The organism is Streptococcus vulneris (assembly GCF_019218685.1).
Taxonomy (GTDB): domain Bacteria; phylum Bacillota; class Bacilli; order Lactobacillales; family Streptococcaceae; genus Streptococcus; species Streptococcus vulneris.
Window position 1 is genome coordinate 13,636 of record NZ_JAHUZC010000006.1, and the last position, 21,860, is coordinate 35,495.

16 protein-coding genes and 1 pseudogene are annotated in these 21,860 nt (G+C 41.8%); 2 read left to right on the forward strand and 15 right to left on the reverse strand.

The features are described 5' to 3' along the window. Nucleotides 1-25: 25 nt before the first annotated feature. Genes KUA57_RS05300 through mnmL form a run of 4 tightly spaced genes read right to left on the reverse strand, consistent with a single transcriptional unit; the run spans nucleotide 26 to nucleotide 3,836 of the window. Entirely contained in the window at nucleotides 26-2,080 is a 2,055-nt protein-coding gene (locus KUA57_RS05300) for a cation:proton antiporter (protein WP_004255758.1), read from the reverse strand. Between the two features lie 11 nt (nucleotides 2,081-2,091). After that, nucleotides 2,092-2,346: a hypothetical protein gene (locus tag KUA57_RS05305; protein WP_004255753.1), complete on the reverse strand. Its 255-nt coding sequence runs from the start codon at nucleotides 2,344-2,346 to the stop codon at nucleotides 2,092-2,094. Beyond that, nucleotides 2,339-2,896, reverse strand: coding sequence for a tRNA 5-(aminomethyl)-2-thiouridylate-methyltransferase MnmM (gene mnmM / locus KUA57_RS05310; RefSeq protein ID WP_218493787.1), 558 nt, complete (start codon nucleotides 2,894-2,896; stop codon nucleotides 2,339-2,341). The genes KUA57_RS05305 and mnmM overlap by 8 nt, the downstream gene beginning before the upstream one ends. Beyond that, a complete protein-coding gene (mnmL, locus tag KUA57_RS05315; protein WP_025172881.1) occupies nucleotides 2,880-3,836 on the reverse strand; it encodes a tRNA modification radical SAM protein MnmL/YtqA in 957 nt (318 codons plus the stop codon). The genes mnmM and mnmL overlap by 17 nt, the downstream gene beginning before the upstream one ends. Nucleotides 3,837-3,927: 91 nt before the next feature. Here mnmL and KUA57_RS05320 point away from each other — a divergent pair, with 91 nt between their 5' ends. Continuing rightward, a complete protein-coding gene (locus KUA57_RS05320; protein WP_020902455.1) occupies nucleotides 3,928-4,287 on the forward strand; it encodes a DUF3397 family protein in 360 nt (119 codons plus the stop codon). A 179-nt stretch (nucleotides 4,288-4,466) separates the two neighbouring features. Here KUA57_RS05320 and bgaA read toward each other — a convergent pair whose 3' ends face one another. The 6 genes from bgaA to miaA form a co-directional block, all read right to left on the reverse strand. Further along, nucleotides 4,467-11,705, reverse strand: a complete 7,239-nt coding sequence (gene bgaA / locus KUA57_RS05325; protein ID WP_218493788.1) for an LPXTG-anchored adhesin/beta-galactosidase BgaA — start codon at nucleotides 11,703-11,705, stop codon at nucleotides 4,467-4,469. A gap of 246 nt (nucleotides 11,706-11,951) precedes the next feature. Next, complete coding sequence (locus KUA57_RS05330; protein WP_218493789.1) at nucleotides 11,952-12,707, reverse strand: SDR family NAD(P)-dependent oxidoreductase; 756 nt, start codon at nucleotides 12,705-12,707, stop codon at nucleotides 11,952-11,954. A 20-nt stretch (nucleotides 12,708-12,727) separates the two neighbouring features. Next, nucleotides 12,728-13,657 (reverse strand): ribonuclease Z, encoded by a 930-nt coding sequence (gene rnz / locus KUA57_RS05335; protein ID WP_218493790.1) that lies wholly within the window; start codon nucleotides 13,655-13,657, stop codon nucleotides 12,728-12,730. Nucleotides 13,658-13,671: 14 nt separating this feature from the next. Continuing rightward, complete coding sequence (locus tag KUA57_RS05340) at nucleotides 13,672-14,295, reverse strand: cystathionine beta-lyase (RefSeq protein ID WP_218493791.1); 624 nt, start codon at nucleotides 14,293-14,295, stop codon at nucleotides 13,672-13,674. Continuing rightward, nucleotides 14,288-15,526 (reverse strand): GTPase HflX, encoded by a 1,239-nt coding sequence (gene hflX, locus KUA57_RS05345; protein ID WP_024057897.1) that lies wholly within the window; start codon nucleotides 15,524-15,526, stop codon nucleotides 14,288-14,290. The genes KUA57_RS05340 and hflX overlap by 8 nt, the downstream gene beginning before the upstream one ends. Then, nucleotides 15,519-16,403, reverse strand: coding sequence for a tRNA (adenosine(37)-N6)-dimethylallyltransferase MiaA (gene miaA / locus KUA57_RS05350; protein WP_218493792.1), 885 nt, complete (start codon nucleotides 16,401-16,403; stop codon nucleotides 15,519-15,521). The genes hflX and miaA overlap by 8 nt, the downstream gene beginning before the upstream one ends. A 120-nt stretch (nucleotides 16,404-16,523) precedes the next feature. Between miaA and KUA57_RS05355 the strand changes: the two genes are divergently transcribed. Continuing rightward, nucleotides 16,524-16,694, forward strand: coding sequence for a DUF3042 family protein (locus KUA57_RS05355; protein ID WP_001051780.1), 171 nt, complete (start codon nucleotides 16,524-16,526; stop codon nucleotides 16,692-16,694). Between the two features lie 50 nt (nucleotides 16,695-16,744). On the opposite strand, the gene KUA57_RS05360 is transcribed toward KUA57_RS05355, so the two are convergent. The 5 genes and pseudogenes from KUA57_RS05360 to pabB form a co-directional block, all read right to left on the reverse strand. Beyond that, on the reverse strand, nucleotides 16,745-17,584 hold the full coding sequence (locus KUA57_RS05360; RefSeq protein WP_049516528.1) for a thymidylate synthase: 840 nt from the start codon (nucleotides 17,582-17,584) through the stop codon (nucleotides 16,745-16,747). Nucleotides 17,585-17,681: 97 nt separating this feature from the next. Continuing rightward, the gene (locus tag KUA57_RS05365; RefSeq protein WP_020902451.1) at nucleotides 17,682-18,641 is read right to left on the reverse strand and encodes an ROK family glucokinase; all 960 of its coding nucleotides are present in this window, start codon (nucleotides 18,639-18,641) and stop codon (nucleotides 17,682-17,684) included. Nucleotides 18,642-18,758: 117 nt separating this feature from the next. Then, nucleotides 18,759-19,445, reverse strand: a pseudogene (locus tag KUA57_RS09695) (excalibur calcium-binding domain-containing protein); the annotation flags it as partial. 49 nt (nucleotides 19,446-19,494) lie between these two features. After that, complete coding sequence (locus tag KUA57_RS05375) at nucleotides 19,495-20,112, reverse strand: alpha/beta fold hydrolase (RefSeq protein WP_218493794.1); 618 nt, start codon at nucleotides 20,110-20,112, stop codon at nucleotides 19,495-19,497. Continuing rightward, nucleotides 20,113-21,834, reverse strand: coding sequence for an aminodeoxychorismate synthase component I (gene pabB / locus KUA57_RS05380; RefSeq protein WP_218493795.1), 1,722 nt, complete (start codon nucleotides 21,832-21,834; stop codon nucleotides 20,113-20,115). Between the last annotated feature and the right edge of the window lie 26 nt (nucleotides 21,835-21,860).

Consider the following 21,860-nt stretch of genomic DNA (forward strand, 5'->3'; position numbering starts at 1 on the left):
CACACTCCTTCACTTACAATCTTGATTAGCTTCTTCTTACCAATTCCATCATATCATAAGGGAGGGTATTGGTAGCTTCCTTCAAGGAATAGTTCTCTAAGTTATTCACATTTTGTCGTAACTTCTTGGCATACTTGGTCGTAATCAATCGTTTCTCTTCATATTCGAAAATCAACTTGCGCTCCAGATAATAGCCTCTCAGCATTTCATCGATATTGTTGGGCTTGACGCGATTGATAACCCGTTCGACAAAGGCACCACTGGTGATGATAGCTGTTTCTCGGAGACGAGAATCCTGCATGAAGCTGATCAAAGAACTCTTGTAAACCCCTTTAAGGTTCTCCAAACTTTCGATAATCATCTCTGTATTTTCTAGATAGAGCTCTGCAATTTGGTCATAGTCAAGAGCTCTGAGTTTCTGTGATTCTTCATTTTTCCAACTGCGGAAGGTCTTGCCAAAGGTAAAGACTTCGTGTAGGAGAAAACGTAAAATCCGCAAGGAAACAAGGAAATAATAGGTCAATCGTGACGCAAACTTACGATTGATACTTTGTTCCATGTTTTTCAAATAACGTTGGTAAACCCGATAAGCACGCTCACTCATCTTGCCTTCTTCGTAAGCCTGTTCTAAACCATCACTTTCAATACTGAGGATGAGAAGTTTTAAAGCCTCCCAGTCTTCTTGAGCCCCCTTATTTTCTTGACTCAGGATGAGATTTTCAATACGTCCATGATAATTGTCAATGGCTGCATAGAGAGGGAGCTTATTTCTGGTATCTTCCAACTCTTTTTCCAATTCTATCGTTACTTCATTCAAAATGGCGATATGCATGAGATAATCCTTGCTTTCTTCCTGTTCATCAGAAAGATGAGGCAAGACCAATAGGCCTGTGAAAAAGCTTACTAGCGTCACACCTGCGACAAGGAAAAGCAAGAGAGGATACTCCTGTTCTAGATTACTTGGTATCAGAAGGATCGTAGCAATTGACACCGTTCCCTTGACACCTGAAAAGGTCAAAAGAAGCATGTCCTTCATATACTTATTTAACTTTTTCTTGAGACGTCTAGTCCTATAGGCATAATAGCCATAAATCATGACAAAACGAATAGCAAAGAGGACAAAGGTAAGGGCTATAAGAGATACCAATAAAAGTAAGGGATTATAGATTGGATTGGTCAAGATAGGTTCTGCTATCATTTCCAACTCCATCCCTAAAATCACAAAGACAGAACCGTTTAGCATAAAATTCACTGTATGCCAGACCGTCTCGGTCACCGTATCCACCTGGGCTTCAAGGAGCGTAATTTTCTTAAAACGGCTTGCCTTTAAAATCCCAGCAACTACAACGGCAATAATCCCTGAAACGTGGACTTCTTCTGCCAGGAAGAAGGTTACCAAGGGCAAACTCAATTCTAATAAAAGTTCGCTGGCAATATCCGTTGCTCGTACACTAAGTAAAAAACTATGGAGGAAACGGTTGGTCATGGCTGTTAAAAAGCCAATCAAAAAACCGCCTAGGATTGAAAAGATGAGCGAACTACTCGCTTGCCCAAGGGAAAATGCCCCAGTTGTCCAAACTGTCAAAGCTACCTGAAAGGCAACCAAGCCAGAAGCATCATTCAAGAGTCCTTCACCCTTAAGGATATTGGACACGCGCTTAGGAAAGCTAAACCGCTCCGAAAGAGAGGCAAAGGCTACCAAGTCCGTAGGGCCAAGTGCCGCCCCAACAGCCAAGCAAGCCGCCAAGGGAAGACTGAGCCAAAGAAGATGGGACAAGCCACCCAAACTCAGGGTCGAGATGAAAATCACTGGAAATATGAGATAAACAATGATTCGCCAGTGTTTTAAAATAGCCGTAATATCCGCTTCTTCCGACTCTCGGAAAAGCAAGGGTCCGATAACCAGTGCCAAAAACAACTCTGTATTGAGGTGAAAGTCTGTATTGGGTAAAAAGAGACCAATCACAATTCCCAAAAGAATCTGCACCAAAGGGAGAGGCAAAAAGGGCAGGAGCTTATTGGTTGTGCTTGAAACAATCAAGACCAGTAAAAACAGGATGAGGTAAATCAGTAATTCCACGCACGTCCTCCTTAATCTTTTTTACAACAGGATTCAAATATCTCCTTCTGCTCTTTGATTTTTTGGTCAATCTTGGAACAGTCTTTGTGCTCAATTTTTCTCTGGCACCGTTCCATCTCAAGAGCAACTAATTTTTTCTTGATTTTAAGCATTTTTTTGCTCATGTGTGCTTGGTCTAACACACCCACCGCTCGTTCGTGTTGGGTTGATTCAACAAAATTCTGGCGCATGGCATCCAGCTTTTCACGTAGGTATTGTTTATCCATGTCTATATCTCTCTAATTTTTCAATCATCACTAAAAACGGTGGGTTGTTGACTTGGTTCAGGGTTCGGTAAATGGCAGCTGTGTACTCTTGTTGGTTCAACTGGCTGACAAAATCCAAGACAGCATCCCTCTCTAGGTCGCCTCCTTCATGACCATAATAGATCATGATAGCAATCCGTCCACCTTTGACAAGCAAATGACACAGCTTTTCTAATGCTTCAATCGTTGTCTGAGGTTGGGTAATGACTGACTTATCAGCTGATGGCAAATAGCCCAGATTAAAAATCCCTGCCGTGGCTTCTGTCACAAACTGGTCCAGTGTCTCGTGACCTTGCAAGATTAACTGGGCATTTGTCATTCCAGCTTGGTCCAAACGCTCTTGGGTCTTTTCCAAGGCTTGCTCCTGAATATCAAAGGCATAGACTTGCTTAGCTAGTTTCGCTAAAAAAATCGTGTCATGACCATTACCCATGGTCGCATCCACTACGATATCCTCTTTTGTCACTACCTCAGCCAAAAAATCATGTGCCATCTCAAGTGGTCTTTTCATTTTCAAACTCCTGTTTTACAGCCTTGCATCCTTGAATACTTCCACGACGTCGCATCTCCATCTCAATGCTGTTGAGCACTTCCCACTTATTGAGGCTCCACATAGGCCCAATCAGCATATCTCTAGGTGCATCTCCTGTGATTCGATGGATGACGATATGCTTGGGAATGATTTCCAGTTGGTCACAGATGACCTTGACATATTCGTCCTGACTCATCAGTTGCAAACGTCCCTCGTGGTAGTCCCGTTGCATACGAGTATTGGTCATCAGGTGAAGCAAGTGCAGTTTAATCCCTTGAATATCGTTATCCGTGACACAACGGCGGACATTTTCAATCATCATCTCATGGGTTTCACCAGGAAGTCCGTTGATCAAATGAGAAACAATCTCAATCTTGGGATATTTTCTCAAACGCTTGACCGTCTCCACGTACAATTCATAGGAGTGGGCACGATTAATCAGATCAGAGGTTGCCTCATAAGTGGTCTGCAAGCCCAATTCAACCGTCACATGCATGCGTTTCGACAACTCAGCCAAATATTCGATGGTTTCGTCGGGTAAACAGTCTGGGCGCGTTCCAATATTGATTCCTACCACACCTGGCTCGTTGATAGCCTGCTCATAGCGCTCTCGGATGACTTCCACCTTTTCATGGGTGTTGGTAAAATTTTGAAAATAAACCAGATATTTCTGAACATCCGGCCACTTACGGTGCATAAAGTCAATTTCCTTATAAAATTGCTCACGGATAGGCGCATCCGGTGCTACGATAGCATCTCCAGAACCTGAAACCGTACAAAAAGTACAGCCTCCATGAGCCACAGTCCCATCACGATTGGGACAGTCAAACCCCGCATCAATAGGGACTTTAAAGGTCTTTTCTCCAAAGAGTTTTCGATAATAATCATTCAAGGTATTATAAGATTTCATAACTTTCATTATAACAAAAAACATCTACAATCTCAAAAGCCTGACTTTCCTATAAATTCCTCTGTTTCTCGTTTCCATTAGCGATTTTTTATGATACAATATGGGTATGATTTTAATGAAATTAGCATCTATTTTATTATTGATACTGACCTTGGTCGTCTGCATTATCATAACCAAACTTTTTAGATTAAAAAAACTAGGACGAAACTTTGCGGATTTGGCTTTTCCAGTCTTGGTATTTGAGTACTACCTAATCACAGCTAAAACCTTTACCCATAATTTTCTCCCTAGACTAGGACTAGCCCTCTCACTCCTAGCCATTATTCTCGTTTTTTTCTTCCTTTTGAAAAAACGTAGCTTTTACTATCCTAAATTCATCAAATTCTTCTGGCGTGCAGGATTCTTATTAACCCTTGTCATGTATATAGAGATGATTGTTGAATTGTTCTTAATGAAATAATTGAATCCCTAAACATTTTCTAGGGATTTTTGCTTTCTCTACAAAATAAGGTAGATAATAACACTATACAATTTTATACAAAGAAAATCCCTTAGAAACTTATATTCCAAGGGATTTATCTTCTATCTAAGACAAGAGTTTCTCTCCACTCTTTAATGATAACGAAAGTATCAAAATTTCTAGTCTTCTTTTTTACCTTTAGTGGCTACTAATCCTGCACTCAAACAGAGTAGAGCTAAACCTGCTGCTACTGTTGCTTGGCTTGCCGCATTACCTGTATTTGGTAACTGGGCTTTATTAGTTTGATTAGCTTCACTTGGAGCAATTGGTTTTGTTTCTGCTTTTTCTGACACTTGTGGTTTTGTATCTACCGGCTGTACTGGTTTAGTTGCTTCACCAGCCATACCGACTTCTACGATGCGATCCTGAGCCATAACTTTATCATAGCTATCCTTTTCAGTTCGCTTACCATTTTCAACCTCGATTAAGTGAACACGGACTCCTTGTCTTCCTTCTTGGAGGACTCGAGTTTGACCTACTGGAAGTTTATCGTTCTTTTGTTCCTGAACTTTGAAATCGATTGTTTCTTCTTCAATTACAAGTTCTGGTCTGTTAAGCACAAGATTCTTAACTTCGTCTTCTGGAAGAGAGGTGCCTGGTTTCGTTCCAACTTCTAGGATACGATCTTGAGCAACAACTTTATCATAAGTTTCTTTAAGTTGGCGTTTTCCGTTTTCCACTTCGATCAAGCGAACACGGACTCCTTGTTTTCCTTCTTGAAGAACACGGGTTTCACCTAGATACAACTTATCAGACTTACGTTCCTGAACCTTGAAATCAATGGTTTCTTCTTCGACCACAAGTTCTGGTCTGTTAAGCACAAGATTCTTCACTTCATCTTCTGGAAGGGCGGTGCCTGGTTTCGTTCCAACCAAGACGATGCGGTCTGTCGGTGCCTCTACCACTTCATGGAGTTTTTCTTCCTTACTTCCATCAGAATTAATTGCTGTAAAGATACGTTCCTTACCAACTTTTCCTTCTTGTTCTACACGAGTCTCACCTAGATAGAGTGTTGAATCTTTTTTCTCAACTGTCTTGTAGGCCAAATCGTTTTCAACAAATTCAAGTTTTGGAAGTTCCTCCTGAACAGCAGCAACTGTCTTCTCAGAAACTGGTTTTTCCTTAGTCAACTGGATACGGTATTCCTTAACTTGTTTTCCACTTTCTGAAACGAGGCGAACAAGTACTGGAAGGCTGTCTTCTCCACTATCTACAACTGTTGAAGCTACTTGATTGGTTTCTTCAACTGAGACTTTTGGACGTTGACCTTTATAGGTAATTTGATAATCTTGACGATTTTCAGCGAAATCAGGAAGTTCTTTTCCATCTACAAGAATCTTCGATTGAGTACTTTCTTGAGGCAATTCACTTGGTGCAAGGAAGGTCATCTCAATCATCGCAACACCTCTCTTATCTGCTTTACGCTCCATACGCCATCTCATGGCTTTAGCTTTGACAGCTTTAAATGTTACGTTGATTTCATCACCAGCTGCAATGTCTTTATCCACACGATAAGGAACAGCTTCCCAATTTTCTGGATTGTTAAATGGATGGCCTGATTCGTATGCTTGGTAGTTTGAATAGTAGGTCGGCACTTCAAAGTCTGGGCCAATATAACGTTCCAAAACAAGTTTAGATGGTGCATCTGTACCACTATCTGCAAAGAAGTGAAGTTTGGCTTGCGCAACAGTCCGCTCTACAATCTTACCATTTTCACGGAAGATGACGCCTGCTGATACTTCTGGATTGGTAGACGGTCTTGCAGACCAGTTTGTCCAACGACGATTTTCAGAGTGATCTCTATCATTGATATAGTCTACACGGTCATGAGAACTGTCGTCAATATCATTAGTTGCTGAAGCAAAGGCCTGGTTACTGTTTTCATCATAGTTAGGGTTATCTGAAAGAGCCTCACCAAGTTTATCTGTCACTCGTACAGTGAACTCTGCAGTAAGATTGCTACCAAGGACACGACCTCGAACAGTAAATTGACCTGCTTTTGTCAGATTTTCTGCTGGAACTTCTTCCCATTCAACTGTCAGGTCTTTTGTTTCGTAGCCGTCTTTACCTGTGAAGTAAACCGGAACCTTAGTTGGCAATTCAAGTGGTTGGTCTAGTTGCAACAAGCGAGCTTGTTTAACTGCAGCAACTGGTTTACGAGAAAGTAAGTCTTTATCCTTAGTGAAGTGCAGACGGTATTCTCCTAAGATGTCGCCATTTTCAGCTTTCGCGATGACACGAACTGGCTCACCTTCACGAACACTTGGAACGACGGTTGCGAGACCATTGTTGCTAACACTTGCTGTGACTGCGGGAACTTTTCCATCTACAGACTCAAGGTAGTAGTCTGTCAAATCAGGGTTGAAGTTTGCTAAGTCTTTGCCGTCAACTTGTATTCTTGTTTGTCCTTGTTTGGCTGCCGCAACTTGTTTCGCAAAGATTTGTACTTCTGTGATAGACGTTCCACGCTTGTTATCTGCTTTAACCATGCGAATGCGAACAGCATAGGTTTCAACTTTATCAAAGCTAAAGTGATTCATTTCTCCAGCCTTGAGTTGTTCTGGAGCTTTTAGATTAGTCACTTGTTTCCAATTAGCAGGATCATTAAAGACATGGTTTTCATTACCGACAAAGCTAGGATTCTTAGGAGCTGTTGGAACAGTCTTACCAACATAATACTCTATCACATAAGATTTCGGTGCACCGACTCCATGGTCTTCGTGGAATCCGACACTTAGATTATCAACGGAGCGTTTGCTCAAGATACCGGAATCTCCGAACAGAACACCGACTGAAGCTTCTGGATTACTACGATTCCAGTTTGTCCAACGATTGGCTGGTCGGTCATTAAAGGAAATCAATTTATCGTTGACATTTGAAACAGGGTCGGTTGGATTTGAATCTGAAGCAAAGGCAAGTGGCAATTCTGAACCGGTCCATTGGTCAGAAATGTTTGCACCTTGCTCAGTTTGAGCAGATACGCGAACATGAAGTTTAGTTGTTAATTGAGTACCTTCTAAGCGACCATTAACTGTAAAGACACCTTCCTTAGCGTATTGCTCTGGACGAATCGCATCCCATGCAACCTTAGCTGATGAAACGTGACCATTTGAATCATATGTACGAACGCTTTCTGGTAATTGTGGTGCTTCTGCGATTGGAGTTGTCACACTAACTTCTTCAACTGAAACGATGCCTTCTACAGATACTTTAGCACGCGCTTCAAGGTCAATGCCTTCAACTTTACCTAACACTTCAAAGCTTTGATAGTGGTCTAGTTTTTCTTTCGGAATAGCTTGCCAAGTGACTTTGTGAGCTTTAGGGAAACCTTTGTCATACTCAACCGTTACTGTTGATGGAAGAGTAGGTTCTTGGTGTAAATCTGTCACTACATTTACAGGACGGATGGATTGCGCAATCTTCTTCTCAGTATTGGCTTGTATAGTGAGATTGATTTGACCTGTAGCACCCTCATATTCAGCTTTCAGAGTAAGTGCTCCTGGTTTATGCAACTCAAGCATTCCTTTTCGGACTGCAACTTCCCCTTCACCACTTGTAGAGAAGCTCACCTTATCAGCTGGTAATACAGCTTGCGTTCCATCTTGATAATGAGCTCGAACCGACAAGTTGACTGTTTGGTCTTCTTTGAGACCGTCAGCTTGTTCCACTTGCAAGCTCAAGTGAGCAATTTTTGGTGCTTCTTCTAGGAATTGAATTGCATAGGTTTGAAGAGGGCCACCATCTTTAGACTGAACAAAGATGCTCGCACGCATGCCGTTTGCTGCGCTTGCTTGAAGAACTGTAACATCAGCATTTTCAGCACTTGCTATGACTTCTGGCAATTGGGCACCATAAGCAAGAGTGCGGTATTGCATTGGTTGTTGACTAGTAAGCCCTGTTACTGCCTCACCACCAACAGTAACAGTTGGCACTACAGGTGCTGCAACTTTTCCTTCTTCTACCACAAGGGTTGCATGAATAGTTTCTCCAGCTAACTGACCAGTCATTTGAATACGTGATCCTGCTACTGAAAGTTTGGCTTTATCTGCTTCCGCAATCTCCCAGCTATCTACTTCGTACTCTTGTACACTTCCATCGGTTACAAGTATTGACACATATTTATCTACAGTGTTCAAATCTGCTCCTGGAGCAACACGTTTAACTGTTGGTAATTCTTTCGCAATTGCTAGAACCTCAACACGAGCCTCTACCTCACGTCCATTTGCTGTACCTTTAGCAGTCACAACTCCTGCTTGACTAACATCGACTTGAGACCAAGTTACTGGAAGTTTTTCACGACTACCATCGCTGTATACAAAACCTACTGTTTTCGGCATTTTTGGATCTTTACCAATTAATGTACGAACTCTTGCTACTTCTGTCCCTAAAACAGTTTTTTCTTGTCCTTCTTTTTTACCAGTAAAGACAGTTACTTGACTAGATTTCAAGAGATCTGAATGGGCTGTCAGTGTGAATTTACCTGCTTGTTCAGTTGATTTGACAATGGCAACACCTTTACCATTAAATGCTTTACGAATCCAAGAACCATCTGCTTGCGCCTTATAGCGTTCACGGCTGGCTTGTTCCCCGTTATCGACACCGACAAGTTGGCCTTGTCCGTGCAATTGGAAGCGAACCAGATTATTGGCAGTTGGTACTACATTCCCTTGACTGTCAACAATTTCATAGTAGATGTATGTCAAGTCTTTTCCATCTGCTGCGATTGCATGATCTTCTTTGATAAGACGAACAGCCGCTGGCTTACCAGCAGTCGTAATCTTATCTCGAGCAATTTCTTTACCAGCTTCATCACGAGCAATTGCTTCCAAGGTACCTGGTTGATAAGCAACTTTCCATTCAAGATAAAGTTCATTAGCATTAGCACCTTCTTGGTAAGTTCGTCCATCGCTAGTTTGTTTTTTGTTGAAAGTCTTAAGACCAAGAGATTTTCCATTCAAGAACAATTCTACACTTGCAGCATTAGAATAAGCACGTACAGGGATTTTATTTTCCGCGTCTGCTACATTGTCTATCAACTCTTTGTTTTCCCAGTTCCAGTGAGGAAGAAGGTGAACCATTGGTTTTTTCTTGGCAGAAACCCATTGACTTTGGTAAAGATAAAAATCATTTTTTGGAATACCTGCAGTATCTACGATACCAAAGTAAGAGCTTTTAACTGGCGTGTTGTTTTGGTTGTGCCATGGAGTTGGTTCACCGATATAGTCCGTACCTGTCCAAATGAATTGACCAGCATAGCCAGCATTGTCACGGTCAAATGTCCATGAAGCAGTTGCCGTTTTACCCCAACCAACACGGTCATTTCCATAATCTGACTGTTCATAGTTACGCCATGACTGATTACTTTGTACCCACTCACGCTCTGGGTGGAAGTAACTTCCTCTTGTACGCGTTGCTGAAGATGTTTCTGACCCATAAATCAACCAGTTTGGATGCTTAGCTCTAAGGGCTTTGTAATTATCTTCAGAGTAGTTAAATCCAACAGCATCGAGTTCATCAGCAATTTTTTCATGCCCACCGCTACCATTACCGAAACGGAACTTATCTGCTCCCATGGTAACATAACGAGTTTTATCAACATCCTTGATAACTTTGACTAGACGTTTAACAGTCGCTAGAGAATGAGGATCCCCATTTGCTTCACCGATTTCATTTCCGATTGACCACATAAAAACAGCAGGATTATTTTTGTCTCTCTCTACCATAGTACGTAAATCGTAGTCGGACCATTTTTCACCTTTTTTAGCCTCAGGATGGGTAGCATCTTTTTCAAAGAAACGTCCGTAGTCATAAGGTTTCTTTCCACCATACCAAGTATCAAAGGCCTCTTCTTGAACAAGTAAGCCAAGTTCAGCTGCAATCTGTAAAGTCTGAGGACTTGCTGGGTTGTGAGTCGTACGAATCGAATTCACCCCCATTTCCTTCATCTGTTTCAGTCTACGGTACTCAGCCTTGTAGTTTTCTTCTGCTCCAAGCGCTCCGTGGTCATGGTGCAAGGAAACTCCATGGAATTTAATGCGTTCACCATTCAAAGAGAAGCCCTCATTTGGAGTCCAGTTATAATATCGGTAACCAAACAGATCTTTCTTAGCATCAACTAATTGACCGTCCCGGTAAACACGTGTAACTAATTCATACAAGGCCGGTTTGTCATTTAAAACCGTCCAGAGTTTTGGTCTTTCAACTTCTAAAATCGCATCAAGACTAGTTACTTCATGTGCTTTCAAGGTACGGCTCTCTGTACGTACTAGACCTGTCACAGCCTGACCACCACGTTCAACGATTTGATATTCTGCTACAAGTTGATGGTCTTTGTCGTCCGTATTGATAATTTTGCTGGTCACATGAGTTTCAACCTTGCCGTGTTGCTGTTGTTCAAGTTTTGGTGTTAAGATGGTTGTCCCATTTTTCTCAACATGAACTTTATCTGTCACTTGTAAAGTCACATCACGGTAAATACCGCTACCTGAATACCAACGGCTGCTTGGTTGTTTGTTGACTGCATGAACAGCAATTACATTCTCACGTCCATCTTTGTTCAAATAGTTAGTGATGTCATATGAAAATTGGTTATAACCATTTGGGTAATGACCCACTAACTGACCATTGACATAAACTTGAGAATCCATGTAGACGCCATCAAAAGTGAGGCGAACATTTTTCTTGAGATCTTTTTCATCTAGTTTGAAAGTCTTGCGATACCAAGCTTCCCCACCGTTAAGCTGTCCACCTTCATTTTGTGCAGGAGATTCATGATCAAAATCATTAAAGATACTCCAGTCATGCGGTAAATCTAATTTTTTCCACGTAGATACATCTGCATCCGGTTTAATGGCTTCCTTAGAATTTGCATTGAGTTTAAAGTGCCAATTTTGGTTAAAATTCACTTTTCTGTCTTCAATCATTTGGTTGACTTCTTCATTTGTCACAGCTTTAACATCTTCCTTGAGCGGTTTTTCTTGACTTGAAGCTTGTGATTCTATCTTTGGAGCTTTTTCTTCAGATTTTGAAGATGCTTTTTCCTCTTTTGGAGTCACTGCTTCATCTTCTTTCTTCTCAGATGAAATAGACTCAGTGGCACTAGGTTGTTTTTGTGCTGTACTTTCAACTATATTTTTAGTTTCCAAAGCTTGATCAACCTTTTCTTCTACTATCGGTTTTTCCTCTTTAGGTTTCTCAGCAGTACGAGTAATAGGTGTTTCATCCGCATTAACTACAGATTCTCCAGCTATATTTCCTGCGAATAGAACTGCACAAGTTCCAATCATTACTGAGCAAGCTCCTACAGCAAATTTACGAATGCTATAGACTCTTTTCCGATTCCAATGGCTTTTTTCCATAAAATCCTCCTTTTAGTAATCGCTTTCATTTTTATGTAAGCGCATACTTTTAATAGTCTTTTACCCTTATTTTATTAAATAATATAGGAATTTTCAATACTCTAGCATATAAAATAATATTTTTGATTGTTTTTTCTAAAATTTGTAGAAGAATTTTAAAAAAACTGAATGTAGTTTTAAAAGAAAAAATACTTATTAACCTTTAAATTAAAAGAAGTAAAAAAGTCCCTTTAAAAGGAACTTCTACTATTTATAATTAAAAGTTTCCCCTGCCAGCTTATCAGCTAGCTTTGGAAAAAGAGTATAAAACTTATGGGCTAGGTTCAACAACATCGGGAGATTGAGTTCTCGTTTGTTTTTTCCTATAATCTTGACAATCTTTTTAGCCACTGCATCTGGTTTCAACAGGAAGCGTTCAACCGACTTGAGATAGCTTCCATCTGGGTCGGCTTGGTCAAAAAATCTTGTTCGGATTGGTCCTGGATTGACTGTTGTCACATAGACTCCATAGGGCATGAGTTCGAGACGTAGAGCATTTGAAAAACCAATAGCCGCAAACTTAGTTGCTGAGTAGAGACTAGACTTGCCAGTAGCAATCAAACCAGCCATGCTAACAATATTGATGATATGGCCTTTTCGGCTTTCCTTCATTCGAGCCGCAAGGCGACGAGACAGATTCATTAGGGCAAAGGTATTGACCTCGAACATCTGATGAATATCTTGGTCGGAAATCTGGTCAAATTCCTCAAAAATCCCGTAACCAGCGTTGTTTACCAAAACATCAATCTCGTCATAGCGGAGATGAAGGTCTGCTAGCAGAGTTTCTAAGGCTGAATCATCGGTAATATCGATTTCAATCAATTCTGCATAGGGATGGTTTCCGTAGAGTTGGACTAATTTTTCCTTATTTCGACCAAGTAAGATGAGTTGGTCATTTGGCAAGAGTTTGACCATTTCTTGAGCTAGACCACCGCTAGCTCCGGTAATGAGAATAGTACGCATACTGTTCCTTTCTCAATCTTTTAAATTTCCACTTCTTCCAAGTCTTTGACGACATGGACATTTTCAAAGACACTAGCCGCATCTTTCTTGAGCTTGCTGATATCTTTTGAGAGGAAACGAGCACTGATGTGGTTGAGTAAGAGGCGTTTGGCACCTGCTTCTACTGCAACCTGTGCTGCCTGCATATTGGTTGAGTGACCATGATTGCGAGCAATCTTTTCATCACCCTTGCCATAAGTCGATTCGTGAACTAGGACATCTGCATTGACAGCCAGACGCACACTGGCATTGGCTTTTCGAGTATCACCCAGAATAGTGATAATCTTACCAGGACGTGGCGCTGAGATATAGTCAGCAGCTTTGATTTCAGTCCCATCTTCAAGAACAACATCCTGACCGTTTTTGATTTTTCCAAAAAGTGGGCCAAATGGGACGCCAGCAGCCTTGAGTTTTTCAGCATCCAGCGTTCCTTCCAATTCCTTTTGCATGACACGGTAACCAACACAGAAAATAGTGTGGTCCAACTCCTCTGCATACACAGTGAATTTATCGGTCTCGAGGATTTTCCCTAGAGAATCTTGGTCAAACTCATGAAAATGAATACGGTAAGGCAGGCGCGAACCTGACACACGAAGACTAGTTAAGACAAATGACTTGATCCCTTGCGGTCCATAGATTTCCAAATCTGTCTGCTCTTCATTGGCCTGAAAGGCACGACTAGAAAGGAAACCTGGCAAGCCAAAGATGTGGTCTCCATGTAGGTGGGTAATAAAGATTTTGCTGACCTTACGTGGTCGAATTGTCGTTTCAAGAATGCGATTTTGCGTACCTTCTCCACAGTCAAAGAGCCAGACTTCGTTAATCTCGTCCAAGAGTTTCAGGGCGAGACTAGAGACATTGCGGGCTTTAGAGGGCTGGCCAGCCCCCGTTCCTAAAAATTGAATATCCATTCGATACTTTCTAATTAATCAATATATAACATGGCTGTGCGGTTTTCCGATCGGAAATAGCGCTTGCCAGAAAAAGCAGTAGCTTCTTGTAATAACTCCTCTTGGCTGTAACCTTTAAGACGCTTACGACCGTCAGCCAAACTTTCCAAATCAGTCAAAGCTGTGAGACTCTCTACGCTAACAACTTCCTCATCTCTAATAGCCTTCATGTAAATCTTACCAGACTCTTCAAAGACTAGTTGATGTGGGAAAATTTGCGCAATTTCAAAGAGCAAGTCTTCTGAAATTTTCTCTTCATTTTCAGAGAAAATCCGACCCAGACCCTCACTCTCATAACAAAAACCAAAGGATTTACCAGACAGATTAAGCCGAATAAAAGGCTTATTTTCTAGGGTGAAACTTGGCTCAGTATTGTAAAGATTCAGTTCCTGACTGAGTTCCGCAAAATAATCCGTCGCAGCCTCAGGACTTTTTTTCTGATAGAGTTCTGCAAAGTAAGCATTGACCACGCTGGGCGGAGGTGTGATCAGTGCCAACTGCTCTTGCTCTGTTTTACCAGCTAGAAGCTGATCTAGATAGACCTTGTCCAGACTTGTATAGCCCCCATATTTTAGAGCCAACGTTTTAATATCAGTCATAAAATTCCTCTAACCTCCATTTGTTTTTCTCGGAAATGTAGCCTGTAATCACTTCGCCATCCTCCTGATAATCACGTTCTTCCAGAATCGCTACACTTTCTAAATCATGAATCTTATAGGACTTAGAAAAAGGCACGCGCAGGGTAAAAGATTCAAAAATATCCTTGATTTTCTCTAAAAATAGTGCCTGCAAGTTCTCACGACTATCCTCAGACTTGGCAGAAATGAGGGCATAAGGCGTTTGGGTAGGCGTAAAATCCTCCACCAAATCCGCTTTATTATAGAGGGTCAAGCGAGGAATATCTTCCATGTCCAGGTCTTTCATGATGGACAGGACTGTTTTTTCATGCTCCTCATGGTAAGGATTGCTGGCATCGATAACATGAACCAGAAGGTCCACATGCTTGCTTTCTTCCAAGGTTGACTTAAAACTGGACACCAACTCTGTCGGCAAATCTTGGATAAAGCCAACTGTATCTGTCAAAGTTACTTGGAGATTGCCTCCCAGATGGATACTCTTAGTTGTCGCGTCCAAAGTCGCAAAGAGCTCGTCTGCTTCATACTGTGTCTTACTGGTCAAAGTGTTCATGATGGTTGATTTCCCAGCATTGGTGTAACCAATCAAACCAATCTTAAAGGTGCTTGACTCCAAACGTTTTTCTCTGACAGTCGCCCGATTTTTCTCAACCACCTTGAGCTGGCGCTCGATATCCGTAATTTGGTTTCGAACACTACGACGATTCAGCTCCAGCTGGCTTTCACCAGGTCCACGGGAACCAATTCCCCCTGCCTGACGACTGAGCATAATTCCCTGACCAACCAAGCGAGGCAAGAGATATTTGAGCTGAGCTAGGTGAACTTGGAGCTTCCCTTCATGGCTTCGAGCTCGCATGGCAAAGATATCCAAAATCAACTGCATACGGTCAATGACCTTAACACCCAGAACTTCCTCTAGATTGACATTTTGCCTTGGGGTCAGACGGTTGTTGACGATGACAGTGGTAATTTCTTCTGCATCCACCATAAGCGCAATTTCTTCCAACTTACCAGAGCCGACGAAGGTCTTGGAATCATATTTTTCACGTTTTTGTCTGTAGCTATCTACAACAACTGCCCCAGCTGTCTTAGCTAGACTGGCCAATTCTTCCATGGAGAGGTCAAAATTGTCCATGCCCTGCAATTCTACACCAATGAGCAGAACCCGTTCCTCTTTTTTCTCCGTTTCAATCATCTAAAAACTCCTCTATCTGGCTTAAAATGCGGTCTTGCACACCAGTTTCTCCAATCTGATAAAAGGTGACCTGCATACGATTACGGAACCAGGTCAACTGACGCTTGGCAAAACGGCGGGTCGCCTGTTTGAGACTCTCACTAGCTTCCTCCAAAGTCTGCTCCCCACGAAAATACGGAAAGAGTTCCTTGTAGCCAATGCCCTTGGCTGCCTGCACATCTGGATAATGGGCAAAGAGCCACTTAGCCTCATCCAAAAGCCCAGCCTCAAACATTAGATCTACTCGGCGATTGATACGCTCATAAAGCTGACTGCGCTCATCGTCCAAGCAGATAATCAGCGGTTCATATAGACTCTCTTTATTTTCCAAATCCTGACCAAAATGGGCAATTTCTAAGGCACGCATCGCACGACGACGATTAAACTGGGGAATCTCAAGGCCAGCTTGCTCCACAAGATGAGCTAATTCCTCATCTGTATAGGGCTCCAAACCAGCCCGATAGGCCAAAATCTCCTCATGAGGAGTCTCTCCACCTAAATGGTAGCCTTCTAGTAAGCTCTGGATATAAAGCCCAGTCCCACCAGCGATAATGGCTAGCTTGCCACGACTGTGAATATCTTCAATAGCCATCTTAGCTTCTGAAACAAAATCAAAAGCCGAGTAAGACTCGGTTACCTCTCTAACATCGATTAAATGATGGGGAACAGCTGACTGCTCTTCTGGACTAGCCTTGGCCGTCCCAATATCAAGTCCTCGATAGACTTGCTGGCTATCTCCACTAACCACTTCGCCATTAAAACGCTTGGCCACTTCAATGGCTAGAGCCGTCTTTCCAACTGCAGTCGGTCCAACGATCACAATTATTTTTGTTTTCATCTTTTTTCCTTGAAAAATTCCCATTTTTTCGTTACTATTATTATAACACAAAAAAGTCAGTCAGAAAAATGTGACCTCTTGAAGGGGCTGGCTGATTAAGAAGATAAAGGAGGAAGACTCATGGCTAAAGGATTCGCTAAAGGTCTTGTGACAGGTGTCGCAGGAACTGTCGCTGCCGTCGCAGGTGCAGTATACGCATTTAAAAAGAAAGTGATCGAACCAGAAGAGCAAAAAGCAGCTTTCATCGAAGAAAACCGTAAAAAAGCAGCCCGTCGCCGCGTATCACGTTAAAAAACAAAAGAAGTTGAGATTTATTGTCTCAACTTCTTTTTTCTATTCTTTTAAATAGCTAGGTCAAACTTCAACTGTGGTTTGACAGGGTCATAATCCACCAACTCAAAGTCTTCCGCTTTGATATCAAAGAAATTAGTCCCATCTGGCACATTCAAAACCAAACGTGGTTGGCAGTTTGACGGCTCACGACGAAGCAATTCCTGAGCTTGTTCAAATTGATTGTCATAGATATGGAGATTGTTGATGAAGTAGAAGAACTTCCCAACCTTCCAGCCAAAATGCTTGGCAATCATCATTTGAAGAGCTACATACTGCATAGCGTTGATATGGTGGGCCACCAGCATATCATTAGAACGCTGGGTCAAGGTCGCATCCAGATAGATTTCTCCATCTACACGGCGGACATCAAACATGGTCTGAAAGGCGCATGGGAGTAGTCCTTCTGTTTCTTCGAAAGCTTGGTAATCCCAGAGCGAAATGATATTGCGACGGTTCCAAGGGTTGACTTCCAACTGCTTGAGAAGCTTATTGATAATGTCGTGTTTCTTAACAACAGCACCATAGCGCTCACCAATGGTTCCCGTATTTCCCACTTCCCAGTCATTCCAGTAGTGAACATTGTACTTGTCATTGAGAACTTCTAGGCTATTAGACTGGTCTTGGTAGATCCAGAGAACTTCTTTGATAGCTGATTTGATTGCAATGGGACGCAAGGTTGTAATGGGGAATTCCCCCTTGGCCAAGTCATACTCTGCAAAGGCACCCGTTACGTACTTAGAGTTGGCAACTGTCCCATCCTTGTACTTGGGACGTGCTTGCTCTGAGAAAACACCTTCCTTTAGAATGCGTTCAATATTCTCTTTAAAAATCGTATCTGATTTTGTCATTTACTCTCACCTCATTTATTTCCTAACTAGTATAGCATAAAAAAAGAAAGGAGGAAAATCACTCGCTTCTGGAAAGCAATTTTCTCCTTTTTCTATTTTATTGCAATACAAGTGATGCTGCTCCGATAACTCCAGCGTCATTTCCTAGAGTTGCAAGAGCTAGTTTAGTAGTTGTGCGTACTTGTGGGAAGGTATTTTCATCGTAGACTTTTTGAACACCTTGTAGAAGGAATTCTCCCGCAGCTGATACACCACCACCGATAACGATTGTTGATGGGTTTAGGATTGAGCCAATGTTAGCACAAGCGATTCCCAAGTAACGTGAGAAATTACGGTAAACGATCAAAGCAAGATCGTCTCCTTCTTTTGCCAAATCAAAGACAGTCTTAGCGGTTACTTCTTCTCCATTATCAATCAAGCGTTTCAAGGCTGCATCGCCTTCGTATTCATCGGCATAGCGACGAGTCAAGTTGACAATCCCTGTTGCTGAAGCAACTGTCTCAAGGCAACCTTTCTTACCGCAAGTACATGCGATTGGTTGATCAAAGTCAACAGTGATATGACCAAGCTCACCTGCTGCACCAGCAACACCGTGAAGCAATTTGCCTTCAGCGACGATACCGCCACCAACACCAGTACCGAGTGTCATAAATACAACATCTGGTTGGTTATCACCAGCCCCCATCCAACGCTCACCAAGAGCAGCTACGTTGGCATCATTATCGATGAAGAATGGAATACCCAAGGCCTTTTCAATCTTCTCTTTAATTGGTTGAAGGGTTTTCCAGTTGAGGTTGTAGGCACCGATAACAGTCCCTTTTTCACGGTCAACCACACCTGGTGATCCCATCCCAATTCCTTGGAAGTCCGCTGCTGCCAATCCAAGCAAGTCCAAACGATGCTGAATAGACTCAATCATATCATCTACGATATGACTTCCCTCATCCAATATATTAGTCTTGATAGACCATTTTTCTTGGATTTCTCCTGCTGTTGTTAAGATTGCAAATTTGATAGAAGTTCCACCAAGGTCAATCCCAATAATCTTTTGACTCATCATATTCTCCTTTTTTATTATGAATTAATTGAAAATGCTTACAGATATAGTATAACAAAATTCACTCATTTATGCAAAGGTTTGCATTAACTTTCTAGATTTTATCCTTACTTATGGTTTCCATAGACCTGAAGCATCTACATAGTAGCGGCCTCCATCAACTCGCTCATTTTTAGCCATTTTACCATCTGATTTCAAATAGTAGTTTCCTTGCCATGCATTGCGAGCATAAGAACCATCTGATTTCAAGTAATACCAGGCTTGATAAGAAGAGTCATAAACCCACTCACCTTGTGCCATTTTACCGTTTGATTTAAGGTAATAAGCTCCTTGCCATGCATTTTTTGCATAAGAACCATCTGATTTCAAATAATACCAAGCTTGATAAGAAGAGTCATAAATCCATTCACTCTGTGCCATTTTACCATCAGCTTTCAGGTAATAGCTTCCCTGCCATGCATTTTTCACTGGATTTCCATTTCCATCAAAATAGTACCAAGAACCGTCCTGCTTAACCCAACCACTTGCTGTTGCTGAACTTGTGTTGCTTTGAGCCGCCGTTGATTGTTTTGCCTTGAAAGCACCCTTAGGAGCATTTTTCAATTCGCAAGCCACACCATCATGATCGCGGTCTAACTTGGCAGAATAACCAGGTTCTCCCTCGTGAATATCTGCGTATCCATTCGCCCAAGCTTCTTTACAACTAGAAAAATGAATGTTTTCTTCTGCTAACACAGGTTGTGAAAACAAGGCTAAAACCGGCAAGGTAGCCAGACTCATTTTTAAAAATAGACGTTTATTCATCTCTTTCTCCTATAACGATGTTATCGATTTCACTATTATTTTATCAAACTTATTTCAGCAATTCAAGGAAAGGTTTAATCTGTTCAGCAAACTCTTTTGGTTTAGCCTCATTCAAGACATGAGGACCATCTGGTATAATCTGAAATTGAGATTCTAATATTAGTTCATGAAGACTTCTCATAGAACTAAGATTCGTTTTATCTTTGCTGCCACAAATTAGTAAGGTTGGATAAGAACAAGTTCTTGATATATCAGTTAAATCAAGTGTCTTCAATTCCTCAGAAACTCCGACCATAAGAACTTTGTCTGCTCCCTGTTTTTCAAATACTCTTTTGGGAAGTAATTTAAATATCAGCAATTGAACATAAAATAGGATATTCCCTGCTAATTTTAGCGGGCATCCTGATAGAACCAAAGCTCGAAGATTTGATAAATCATAACTGGAAAGTTCTAGTGCAAGGGCAGCACCTAAGGACAATCCAACCAAAATAAAAGGTTCTGTCTCTTGAGCTAGATGCTGATAAACTCGCTCTTTAGCTTGTTGATAGTTGCTAACTCCAGAAGGAAATAACTCAATAGCCTCAGAAGGATAATCTGTCAGTAGATTCTGAACTTCTTTCCAAGACTCTGCTGACTGCCCTAACCCGTGTAAAAATACCAGTTTCATCTAGTTCTCCTCTAGGCTTAATTCATACAAGCCTCTCACTGCATTACAGCCGTAAATAGCTTCTGCTTGGGCTAAGTCTTTTAAAGTCAAGTCTTTCTCTTCTACCTGTCCTGTTTCCAGCAAATGCTGACGATAAATTCCTGGCAAGATTCCAAGTCGGATAGGCGGTGTGTAGAGTTTCCCAGAAATTTTCAGAACCAAATTTCCGATAGAGGTTTCAAGAAGTTCTCCAGACTTATTATGGTAAATGATCTCTTGCTCCCCTATGCTCAAATGCGGTCGGTGAGTCGTTTTGAAGTAGATAAAGGCTTGTTGCAAATTGGCTTCCTGAAGGCAAAGTTTGGCCTGACAAAAACTTGGACTAAGAGCTGTTAATACTTGACGATCGACTTCTATCTCTCCAGACTTGCCGAGAGAAATTCGCAAGCGGTAATCTTGATTAGCATCACAAGCCTGACACTCTTCCTCTATCTTTTGTTTCAAGTTTTCTGAATCAAATGGAAAGGCAAAATACCGACTAGCTTTTCTCAGCCTTTCTATATGTTGTTCTTCAAACAGCAAGTTCTTCTGGCTGATTTTCCCTGTAGTAATCAGTTTGAAACGAGCTTGTTTACGATAAAGAACTGCCGCCTTTTGATGAACCTCACGGTATTCAGACTCCCAAGTGCTATCCCATGTAATGCCTCCGCCAACTCCATAGATGGCTTTCCCTTGATGCAGTTGAATGGTCCGAATAGCAACATTGAAAATTCGTCGTCCATTTGGAAGCAGGAGACCAATCGTTCCACAGTAGACTCCGCGCGGTTGTGGCTCCAAGTCCTTGATGATTTCCATAGTCGCAATTTTCGGAGCTCCCGTTATGGAACCACAAGGAAATAGAGAACGGAATATCTCTACAAGGTCAACATCCTCTCGCAACCAACTCTTGATGGTCGAAGTCATCTGCCAAACCGTTGAATACTGTTCCACTTGGCAAAGACGCTCTACATGCTCACTCCCCACCTCAGAAATACGGTTCATGTCATTGCGCAAGAGGTCCACAATCATCATATTTTCAGAGCGATTTTTAGAATCCTGCTCCAACCAACTGGCCTGTTCAAGATCTTCTTGGTCAGTTACCCCACGCTGAGTCGTTCCCTTCATTGGTCGTGTTGTCAACTCGCGGTCATTTTGCTCAAAAAAGAGTTCTGGACTCATGGAAATCACTGCCATCTCGTCATGTTCAACATAAGCATTGTAGCCCGCCTCCTGCTCTACTACCATACGATTGTAGATGGCAAAAGGATTGGCACTTAATTTTTGCTTGAGTTGGACGGTGTAGTTGACCTGATAGGTGTCCCCCTGCCGCAAATGATGGTGAATCTGAGCAATCGCCTTTTCATAATCTGCTTCAGACGTCACTTCCTGCCAATTTGAAGGCAAATCAACCTCATCATAAGTCAGGGGAATAGGAGATGTCTCCACCCTATCGTGAACAGTAAAGTAAAGCAAATACTCGTCCAGTAAAGGAGCTTTATGAACTGCTAATTTCTCCTCAAAAGCAGGTGCAGCCTCGTAGCTGACATAGCCCACCACATAGTAGCCTTGCTCTTGGTAGCTTTCCACTTGTACCAGCAAATCTGCCACTTCTGCTACATTTCTCGTTTTCAACTCTTTAATAGGCTGGGTAAAGGTGTATCTCTCGCCCAAAGCCCTAAAATCAATCACTGTTTTTCTATGCATATTTCAAGTATAGCATAAAAAGGCAG

Coding starts and splice junctions, on each gene's coding strand:
- rnz (WP_218493790.1), bottom strand. CDS start 13,657: ATGGATATTCAATTTTTAGGAACGGGGGCTGGCCAGCCCTCTAAAGCC.
- KUA57_RS05360 (WP_049516528.1), bottom strand. CDS start 17,584: ATGACAAAATCAGATACGATTTTTAAAGAGAATATTGAACGCATTCTA.
- mnmL (WP_025172881.1), bottom strand. CDS start 3,836: ATGAAAGTTATGAAATCTTATAATACCTTGAATGATTATTATCGAAAA.
- hflX (WP_024057897.1), bottom strand. CDS start 15,526: ATGATTGAAACGGAGAAAAAAGAGGAACGGGTTCTGCTCATTGGTGTA.
- KUA57_RS05355 (WP_001051780.1), top strand. CDS start 16,524: ATGGCTAAAGGATTCGCTAAAGGTCTTGTGACAGGTGTCGCAGGAACT.
- KUA57_RS05305 (WP_004255753.1), bottom strand. CDS start 2,346: ATGGATAAACAATACCTACGTGAAAAGCTGGATGCCATGCGCCAGAAT.
- bgaA (WP_218493788.1), bottom strand. CDS start 11,705: ATGGAAAAAAGCCATTGGAATCGGAAAAGAGTCTATAGCATTCGTAAA.
- KUA57_RS05330 (WP_218493789.1), bottom strand. CDS start 12,707: ATGCGTACTATTCTCATTACCGGAGCTAGCGGTGGTCTAGCTCAAGAA.
- mnmM (WP_218493787.1), bottom strand. CDS start 2,896: ATGAAAAGACCACTTGAGATGGCACATGATTTTTTGGCTGAGGTAGTG.
- miaA (WP_218493792.1), bottom strand. CDS start 16,403: ATGAAAACAAAAATAATTGTGATCGTTGGACCGACTGCAGTTGGAAAG.
- KUA57_RS05320 (WP_020902455.1), top strand. CDS start 3,928: ATGGGTATGATTTTAATGAAATTAGCATCTATTTTATTATTGATACTG.
- pabB (WP_218493795.1), bottom strand. CDS start 21,834: ATGCATAGAAAAACAGTGATTGATTTTAGGGCTTTGGGCGAGAGATAC.
- KUA57_RS05340 (WP_218493791.1), bottom strand. CDS start 14,295: ATGACTGATATTAAAACGTTGGCTCTAAAATATGGGGGCTATACAAGT.
- KUA57_RS05365 (WP_020902451.1), bottom strand. CDS start 18,641: ATGAGTCAAAAGATTATTGGGATTGACCTTGGTGGAACTTCTATCAAA.
- KUA57_RS05375 (WP_218493794.1), bottom strand. CDS start 20,112: ATGAAACTGGTATTTTTACACGGGTTAGGGCAGTCAGCAGAGTCTTGG.